Genomic DNA, 8317 nt, shown 5'->3' on the forward strand with positions numbered 1-8317 from the left:
GACAGCAGCAAGGTCGTGACCTCGATGACGATCACTCTCCTGCCGCCCCCATCGCCGGAGCCCGCACTGCCGGCGACGACCGTCCGGGAGAACACCGGCAACGGCAAGACCGGCAGCCGCATGGCACGTGTCCTGGCCATCCTGCAGACAGAACCCGAACGGCTTTGGCGCGCAAGGGAGATCGCCGAGCTCCTCGGCGATGTCACCCTCGTCGCAACCTATCGACAACTCGCTCGCTGGACCGAGAGAGGAATGATCAAGAGAGTCCGCATGGGCCGCTACACGGCAATCACGCAGACGACCAGCCCCTTGCGTGACCTGCGAAAACGCTAACTACCCGGCCTTGGGCCTTGACCCCTGATGTTGGACACACGAGACACTGGATCCTGAGGATCTGAGAAACGGACATCTCGTGGTCATGAAGAACTACCCGCCGGAGTTCAAGGCGGATGCGGTCGCGCTGTACGAGTCGCGGCCGGAGGCGACGATCAGGTCGGTCGCCGCCGATCTGGGGATCAACCCGGACGGATGGCGAAGATCAAATCCAGGGACTTCCCGAAAGCAGGATCTCGCGTTCCTCCTCCAACTCGCGGACCTTCTTGCGCAGGGCTGCGTTCTCCGAGGATCATCGCCGAGCTCCGCGAGACGAGCGGTGAGGCGGTCAATCACAAGCGGGTCGCGAGGATCATGCGGACGTGCTGGTCTTGGTCAGGCCGCAGTAGCGGGTTCTGCGCATACCGCAGCGTTGAACGCCTTGAGCAATGGTGTCGTCGATGCCGACACGGGTCCTCCGGCCGTGCCGCCGACCAGGCTGTCGCCGCCCAGCACCAGGCCCGCTTCGACACGTACGTCCGCTCGCTCACCACGGGGCCGGCCACAGTTCTGGCCCACCACCACGCCAGTCGATCATCCCAGTCAGAGCCACCTCCTCCTCGCTGATGTCATCCATCCCAGCCCGGCGCAGAAGCTCGGTGACATCCCGAAGCGAGTGGGCCATGCCGAGAATCTCCCCATCCACACGCACCCGACGCCCACCCGATTCATCAGGCGGGTACACGACCACAGGCAGATAGCCGGACATGGGTGTCAGTCAGTGACGGGGTGCAGCGACTCCGCCTCTAGCTCAACATCGACGTCGGGGTGTTCGTAGTTTGCGAGGGCCAGGCCGAGGGCGAAGAACGTCGGCGCCCACTCACCCACGTAAATGCCCCAGTGATCCGCACGAGCCACCCCAAGGCGCTCGACCGCTATCGACCCGAACCACGAGGCGACGGAAAAGCCGATCGCGAGGAAGCCGGCGCAGTAGGCGTGCTCGGACTTCAGGCCCTTTTTGTGCAGCATCTTGACGATCATGGCTCTCCAAAGGGGAGTGAGGTCAGTGCTCCTTCCACCGTCGCGCAGCAGCCCACCCGCCGCATCTGGGGGACATGGTGAAGCCCCAGCCACAGGACTGGGGCTTCACCATGCAAGCTCTCAGCGGTACTCGGCCCGCGCCATCACCAGCTCGGGGTAGCGGGGGTGGCCAGCCCGCAGGATTCGACGCAGATGCACAACCGAGGCAGATGACAGGGCTGCTTCACGTAGCGGCGGAGTCTCCCGGCTGCGGGCTCCCCCAGGGCGCTCGGGCTGGCCTTGACGCCCACGTCAAAGCGTATCTTCGGGAAAGTTGCTGCCGCACACCCTGTGGCAGTCGCCCCCTCACAGAGTGGAACACACGATCATGCCCCCTGCATCTGATTCCGGCGACCGCGCAGCGCTGCTCGAGCACGACCGGCGCTTCTTCGACGCGCTGGTCGCCGCCGACACCGCCCGCTTGGGCGAGCTGCTGGCAGACGACTTCATCCTGGTCAGCATCGAGGACGGTTCGGTAGTCCCCCGATCCGCCCTGCTCGCCGCGGTCTCCTCCGGAACCGTCACATTCCCCGCCATCGAGTCCTTCCCGGAGGAGGCTGTCGTACGCCGCATCGGCGACATCGGCATCGTCGTCGGGCGGACCAGCATGAACTTCGTCAACTCCGATGGCACCACCTTCACTGCCGGAAGCCGCTACACCCACGTCTTCACAGCGGACTCCGCCGCAGGATGGCGTCTCGTCTCCGCTCAAGGCACCCGGATCACGTTCGCCGACGCGTGAAAATGCAGTGGAGGTGGCCTGGAACCCTGCACGACCTTCATTGAGGGCATTTCAGCTCTTTCGTCGCGCTGGTCTTTACCTGGAAGAACTGGTGTAGGCAGGGTTACTGCCCCACAGCCGCCTGAACCGCCAACAGGTCCTATGCCTGCGCGGACTCCATAACCGATCCCGTCATAAAGGATCGTACGCAGACGTAACGGCGCCATGGTCTGTGGAGGTCTTCTCTTCCGCGCTGATCACGTATCCCTTCGCGCCAAGCGGCTCGCCGTCCCAAGCGCGGGCATACAGGTCCAGGACACGGGCAGCCTTGCGCCGGAAGCCGAGGTCGCTGATGGAGATCCAGGAACGGTGACGCCAGGGCTTGGTCGCGTCCTGGTCGAGCCAGCGCCGCACGGTGGAGGCGGAGATCGTGCTGGCGATGGATCGGGCGACGACCTCGCGGGCCAGTTCTGGGGCCGACCAGCGCGACAGTGACGTGCCGCACTCCGCTCGCACAGCAGTGGCTGTTGGTGAACGTCCTCGGGATCGAGCCGGCCAGCTAGTAGGAGCGGCTGGTTCGACGAGCGCAAGACGACAAGTGGGTCCTCAACCTGCGCGGCACAACGGTCTGCGGGGCTTCTGCTCGGACGCCTCTGGGGCGGTCAGGCACCCACGAGGAGACCACGGAGACGCTGCGCTCCTCCTGTATGCGGGCGGCACCGGGTGCCCGAAGGCCGACGACGTACTTTTACTCTGATGTTTCCCAAAGCCTCGGCGTGCTCGACGCGGGCCACGGCCAGCCCCGGTACGGTCGTTCCGCTGTGCCAGGATTCCGTCCCGGAAAGGCTCAGACGCTGAACTCCGCACTCGCAGAAGCACTCTCTGTCGCCCTGCTCCTGGCGGTGCTGGCCTGCGCGGTGATCCGGCCGTGGGGCTGGCCGGAGGCGGTCGTGGCTGTCCCCGCTGCCGGGTTGGTCATCGCCACCGGCGCGATCCCGCTCGGCCACGCGGCGGCCGAGGCAGCCCGGCTGGGCCCGGTGATCGGCTTCCTCGCCGCCGTCCTGGTCCTGGCCCAGCTGTGCGACGACGAGGGGCTCTTCCACGCCTGCGGCGCCTGGATGGCCCGCCGGGCGGCGGGCCGGCCTCGCCGCCTGCTGGTCCTCGTGTTCGTGATCGCAGCGCTGATCACCGCGGTGCTCAGCCTGGACGCCACGGTGGTGCTGCTGACTCCGGTGGTGTTCGCCACCGCCGCCCGGCTGGGCGCCCGCGCGAAGCCGCACGTCTACGCCTGCACCCACCTGTCGAACACCGCCTCGCTGCTGCTGCCGGTCTCCAACCTGACCAACCTGCTGGCGTTCGCCGCCAGCGGCCTGAGCTTCACCCGCTTCGCCGCGTTGATGGCACTGCCCTGGCTGGTGGCCATCGGTGCCGAGTACGTGGTGATCCGCCGCTTCTTCGCCACTGACCTGGACGCGGGCGCCGAGGCCCCGCCCGCCGACGAACCCCGCGAACTGCCTCTGTTCGCCCTGCTCACGGTGGCGGGCACCCTGGCGGGCTTTGCCCTAACCTCGGCGCTCGGCATCAACCCGGCCTGGGCGGCGGCCGCAGGCGCGGCCGTCCTGGCGGCCCGCGCCCTGGGCCAGCACCGCACCACCCCCACGGCGATCGTCCGGGCCGCGGCCCTGCCGTTCTGCGCCTTCGTCCTGGCCCTGGGCGTCGTGGTCCGGGCGGTGGTCGACAACGGCCTTGCGGATGTACTGGGCCACCTGGTGCCCGGCAGCACCGAACTCCCGGCCCTCCTCGCCCTCGCGGCACTGGCGGCCGTACTGGCGAACGTCATCAACAACCTGCCCGCCGTCCTGGTCCTGCTTCCGCTGACCGCCCCCACCGGCCCCGGCGCTGTCCTGGCCGTCCTCCTCGGGGTCAACATCGGCCCGAACCTCACCTACGCCGGCTCCCTGGCCACCCTGCTGTGGCGGCGCATCGTGCGCGAACACGACACCGACGTGGAACTGAGCGAGTTCACCCGGCTCGGCCTGCTCACCGTGCCCACCGCCCTGCTGCTCTCGGTCGTGGCACTGTGGGTCTCACTCCAAACGATCGGAGGCTGAACACCGTGACCGTCATCGTCTGGATCGTCGAGGGCACCTGGCCCACCTGCGTCGACGCCGCGCGCACCCACGCGCCTGCGGACGCCGACCTGGTGCTGCTCCACGTCACCGGCCACGAGGTGCCGGGCGCCGCCCACGGCGCCTACGCCGGACTGCTGGGCCGCGCACGCCCCGACCGCGACCCCGGCACACGGATCGAGCACCTCGCCTCCGACTCTGCCGAACAGCTTCTGACCAGCGCGGCCGAGCGGCTGGGACGCCCGTGCACCCGGCAAGAACGCTCTGGGCGCGTAGAACGAGAAGTCGTGACCGCCGCAGAAGGCGCCGACCTGCTCATCCTCGCCCGCGACGGCGACCGCACCCACCTCGGCCCCCGCAGCCTCGGCCCCACCAGCCGTTTCATCGTCGACCACGCCCCCTGCCCCGTCCTGCTCATCTGGCCAGAGACCGCCCCCAGCACGACCACCATCCCGCCACCACCCCACCCGCCGCACCACCGCTAGGGCCGCGGCATCCGGGCCGCCACCCCAGTACGGCAATGACGCGGCGCGAAGCAGCTGCGGATGCCGTACGACCACGTCATCCCCGATGACTGGGCCCGGCCGGATTCCCGCTCGGGACCTGACCCGCGGACCAGCGAAGGTTCCACAAGGCGGGGCGTCTCGATCCGGGGCGGGTGAAGCGGTTGGACGGGTTGGGGATGGTGTCGTCGCACCACGTTTGCCGTGCCTCACAACTGCGCACTGCCACGCACCCCGGGCGATGGCCTCCGTCTCAATGAAACCGCGACACCCCTGGGCCAGACCCCAGCCCATACCACCCACCGCCGCAACCAACCACCCCCCAGCGTTACTTGCGGAGGATGCGGCGGAGTTCGTCCACGATCGCGGTGGCGCGGTGGTCGGGGCCCGCTTCCATGAGGTTGGTCAGGAAGGCGAATCCGACCTGGTGTGTCGTGTCGGCAAAGGCGACCTGCCCGCCGGCTCCGTCGTGTCCGAAGGAGGCGGCCCCGAGGAATTCGCGGGCGAGGGAGGGAAGCCGGAATCCCATGCCCCACCGCGCGAAGGGGGGTTGTCCGCCGAATATCGAGGTGCCTTCGGTCTGCGGTCGCGTGGCGTCGGCGACCGTGCCGGCGTCCAGCAGCCGCACTCCGTCGGTCTCCACCACGGTGGATGACCAGATCGAGGCCAGCGCCCGGGCCGATGCGATGCCGCCCGCTCCCGGCAGCTCCGCCGCTTGGACGGGGGTCGTTGAAGCCGCCGGTGGCGTCGACGAGTTCCGGCGGGAACGCGTTTCCGAGGATCATGGCCCGCTCAGTCCAGTCGATCTCGTCGGCAACGCGCGCCGCTACCTGTCGAGCAACGAGCGCGGTGAGGCTCGTTCCGGCCCGTAGATGGGCGACCTGGTGCCGCGCCCCGCGGGGGAGGCCGATCCACGCGTCGGCCTGCAGCGGTGCGGCGATGAGCTCGTCGAAGTACTGGCCGACCGTTTTGCCGGTGATCCGGCGGATGACCTCACCGGCGAGCCAGCCGTGGGTGAGGGCGTGATACGCGTGCCCCTGGCCGGTGGTCCACAGTGGTTGCAGGGCTGCCAGGCGACCCGTGACGACGTCCCAGTCGATGACGTCCTCGACATTCAGGAGATCGCGTGGCGCCGAGAGCCCGGACCGGTGGGCGAGAAGATCGGCGACCGTGATCTCTTCTTTCCCTTCGGCGGCGAACTCGGGCCAGTAGGTCGCGACGGGAGTCCGGTAGTCGAGGAGTCCGTCCTGCACAAGACGCGCCGCAAGGATGGAGACAAGGCCCTTGGTGCAGGAGAAGATGACGCTGGTGGTGTCCTTCGTCCAGGGCGAGCGGTCGCGCGGGCTCGCCGCCGGCGGCGAGGTGTTGCTGACCATGCTGCGGTCCGTCCTGGGGCGGGCGTAGCCCGCTCTCCCATCGCAACCGATGATCCCGCCGCCGCGCGAGCGTCCGCCAACCGTAGTTCCAGAACGCCTACTACCGCCTGACCCGACGCCAGTCGGTGTTCGTGCCAGGCGGCGCTCACAGGCAGGCGTCACCAAGATGACAGTAAGGTTTTCTCAACGAAATGATCTAGCCGCCGCTGGGGCGTGGGGCGGCTCTGGACAGGCGTGAAGCCCCTGGTAGAACGGGCCTGCGAAGATCACGTCCATTGAACCAGAGGCTTCACATTGGTCACCTACGCTGCCATGCTCGATGCCCCTCGTCATGACGTTGAGCTCCTCGCCCGCTTGCTGGCCGGTCACCGGCGGCAGACCGCCGCACCGAAGGGTTCCGGGCGCCGGGTCCGTTCCGTCAGGCAGTGCTGATACTGGGCTGGTTCCGCGACCGGGCGTGCGTGCACTGCCTGGCCAGGGACACGGGCATCTCGCAGGCCACCGGCTATCGCTACCTGCACGAAGGCATCGACGTCCTCGCCGGTCAGGCCCCGAACCTGCACAACGTGCTGGACCGCTGCCGCCGAGAGGGCATGACGCATGTGGTCCTGGATGGCACGCTGATCGAGTCCGACCGCGTCGCTGGCACCCACTTGAACGCCGAGGGCAAGGAGGTGGACACCTGGTACTCCGCGAAGCACAAGGCGTTCGGCGCGAACGTGCAGTTCCTGCCTGCCCCGGACGGCACTCCGTCATGGGTGTCGGATGCCGAGCCGGGCTCGGTGCCGGACATCACCGCTGCCCGCGCTCACTGCCTGTCGGCCCTGTACAAGGCGGCCGCCGACGGACTTCCCATCTTGGCGGACGCGGGTTACCAGGGTGCTGGCATTGGCACACCCGTTCAAGAAGCTCCGCGACGGCTCCTACCTGCGGCTTCATCCCGACAACCGCACCTACAACACGCTCCTGCGCGGAGTGCGGGCCCTCGGCGAACGGGCCGCAGCCGAGCTCAACGAACGCTGGCGCACCCTCAAAAGCACATCACCCTCAGCCCGGCCGTCGGCGCCATCGCCAAAGCCGCCCTCGTCCTCAACAACGCCTGGCGATGACTTTCATTGAGAAAACCTCAGTACGAGGGCTATTGGGGCGGCGTCAAAGTCATCAAGGCCGACACGTCCTCCCCGAGCGACTCGGTCCACGCCCACCGCGGCCGGCAGCGGGCGTTCGCCCTGCGATTGGGGACTGCTGCACGGTGTGGTGACATCTGATCTGGCTTGCCTGTGGGCGGCCTGGAAGGATGTTGCTGTGCCTGCGGTGATCTCGCCCTCAAGAGCGGACTCCAGCAGTCGCTTGATCAGCTGCTGCAACAGCCCGCCCTCACCGGTCAGCTGCAGCCCCTCGGCCTGGGCCCGGCCCACCGGCTCCTCGATCAACTGCTGGTCCACGGACGTGGACCGCTGTGGCTCGGCCGACTCGACGGTCTCGGGCTCACTCGTGTTGTTGCTGGTCATCGGTGCATCTTCCTTGATCAGGAGTTACACCGTTCTTTTCTTTTGCAGACCTCGCCGCTGTCCGCCGACGCGGTTGGGCACGGGAGAGCGTGGCAGGTGCGCCGCCCGTCGCTGCGCAGTGAGATGCGGCTACGGAGGTGTACTCGGAGACGATTTCGGCAGAGTAAGGGCAGTGGCCCAGTCGGCGAACTCGCCGTCGAATTTACCGTCTTCGAAGCGGTTGGCGATGGTGACGCGCAGGTCGCCGAGTTTCGTGCCGAAGCACTCGATGCGGTAATCGGGGGCGAGCGCGAGCAGGTCGTAGTGAGCTCGCCGTCTTCGCCGAGGTGGCGTGGCCCATGCGGGCCCGCGACCTGTGCGAGACCCTCGATCTCGGCTTCGCACCGAAGAAAGCATGTGCTCGAAACTCAAAAGCATCCTGGCCGAGATTGAACCCGGCCTGTTCGCCCAGGCCGGCCGTAACGTGACCCGGGCCTTGTCCCCGATGAGTGGACACCTGTTCGTATCGTTATGCGGCGAGTGTCAGGGTAGCTGACTGTTGCTCGTAGGCGATCGGTGCCTGCTGTCCGTTCGCCGAGTGCCGTCGGCGGGTGTTGTAGCGGGTGGTCCAGCGGAAGACGGCCAGGCGGCAGGCGCGGGCCCCGTCGAAGCGGCGGGTGCCACGGAGCGTCTCACGCTTGAGGGC

The 8317-nt window shown here is 67.9% G+C and carries 8 protein-coding genes and 5 pseudogenes; 7 read left to right on the plus strand and 6 right to left on the minus strand.

Annotated elements, in window-relative coordinates; all coding sequences use genetic code 11:
- Both BT364_RS38540 and BT364_RS43880 read left to right on the plus strand, forming a co-directional pair.
- A pseudogene (locus tag BT364_RS38540) lies at positions 1-333 on the plus strand (hypothetical protein); the annotation flags it as partial.
- An 85-nt stretch (positions 334-418) separates the two neighbouring features.
- Positions 419-520: pseudogene (locus BT364_RS43880) on the plus strand (transposase); the annotation flags it as partial.
- A gap of 566 nt (positions 521-1086) precedes the next feature.
- Here BT364_RS43880 and BT364_RS38555 read toward each other — a convergent pair.
- The gene (locus BT364_RS38555; RefSeq protein ID WP_072489778.1) at positions 1087-1353 is read right to left on the minus strand and encodes a hypothetical protein; all 267 of its coding nucleotides are present in this window, start codon (positions 1351-1353) and stop codon (positions 1087-1089) included.
- A 367-nt stretch (positions 1354-1720) separates the two neighbouring features.
- Between BT364_RS38555 and BT364_RS38560 the strand changes: the two genes are divergently transcribed.
- Positions 1721-2134 carry a nuclear transport factor 2 family protein gene (locus BT364_RS38560; protein WP_072489779.1) on the plus strand — a complete coding sequence of 138 codons (414 nt, stop codon included), beginning with the start codon at positions 1721-1723 and terminating at the stop codon, positions 2132-2134.
- Positions 2135-2305: 171 nt separating this feature from the next.
- Here the strand turns inward: BT364_RS38560 and BT364_RS38565 are convergent, their stop codons facing one another.
- Positions 2306-2629, minus strand: a complete 324-nt coding sequence (locus tag BT364_RS38565) for a hypothetical protein (protein WP_072489780.1) — start codon at positions 2627-2629, stop codon at positions 2306-2308.
- A gap of 338 nt (positions 2630-2967) precedes the next feature.
- Between BT364_RS38565 and BT364_RS38570 the strand changes: the two genes are divergently transcribed.
- The gene (locus tag BT364_RS38570) at positions 2968-4224 is read left to right on the plus strand and encodes an SLC13 family permease (protein WP_072489784.1); all 1257 of its coding nucleotides are present in this window, start codon (positions 2968-2970) and stop codon (positions 4222-4224) included.
- Between the two features lie 5 nt (positions 4225-4229).
- Entirely contained in the window at positions 4230-4727 is a 498-nt protein-coding gene (locus BT364_RS38575; protein WP_072489781.1) for a universal stress protein, read from the plus strand.
- A 346-nt stretch (positions 4728-5073) separates the two neighbouring features.
- Here the strand turns inward: BT364_RS38575 and BT364_RS42460 are convergent, their stop codons facing one another.
- Complete coding sequence (locus BT364_RS42460; RefSeq protein WP_072489782.1) at positions 5074-5391, minus strand: serine hydrolase domain-containing protein; 318 nt, start codon at positions 5389-5391, stop codon at positions 5074-5076.
- 1 nt (position 5392) lies between these two features.
- Between BT364_RS42460 and BT364_RS42465 the strand changes: the two genes are divergently transcribed.
- Positions 5393-5617 (plus strand): hypothetical protein, encoded by a 225-nt coding sequence (locus BT364_RS42465; RefSeq protein ID WP_218172492.1) that lies wholly within the window; start codon positions 5393-5395, stop codon positions 5615-5617.
- On the opposite strand, the pseudogene BT364_RS44535 reads toward BT364_RS42465, so the two are convergent.
- Positions 5522-6046, minus strand: a pseudogene (locus BT364_RS44535) (serine hydrolase domain-containing protein); the annotation flags it as partial. The gene BT364_RS42465 and the pseudogene BT364_RS44535 overlap by 96 nt on opposite strands.
- Before the next feature lie 500 nt (positions 6047-6546).
- On the opposite strand from BT364_RS44535, the gene BT364_RS38590 reads away from it, so the two are divergent.
- Positions 6547-7230, plus strand: coding sequence for a transposase family protein (locus BT364_RS38590; protein WP_072489783.1), 684 nt, complete (start codon positions 6547-6549; stop codon positions 7228-7230).
- Positions 7231-7434: 204 nt separating this feature from the next.
- Here BT364_RS38590 and BT364_RS38595 read toward each other — a convergent pair.
- Together BT364_RS38595 and BT364_RS43890 are read right to left on the minus strand one after the other, a co-directional pair.
- Positions 7435-7632 (minus strand): annotated as a pseudogene (locus tag BT364_RS38595) (hypothetical protein); the annotation flags it as partial.
- A gap of 508 nt (positions 7633-8140) precedes the next feature.
- Positions 8141-8317 (minus strand): annotated as a pseudogene (locus BT364_RS43890) (IS3-like element ISRhosp5 family transposase); the annotation flags it as partial.

The organism is Streptomyces atratus, assembly GCF_900119365.1.
Classification (GTDB): Bacteria; Actinomycetota; Actinomycetes; order Streptomycetales; family Streptomycetaceae; genus Streptomyces; species Streptomyces atratus_B.

Excerpts from the sequence above, each read along its gene's own strand:
- BT364_RS38560 (WP_072489779.1), top strand. The coding sequence starts at position 1,721 with ATGCCCCCTGCATCTGATTCCGGCGACCGCGCAGCGCTGCTCGAGCAC.
- BT364_RS38555 (WP_072489778.1), bottom strand. The coding sequence starts at position 1,353 with ATGATCGTCAAGATGCTGCACAAAAAGGGCCTGAAGTCCGAGCACGCC.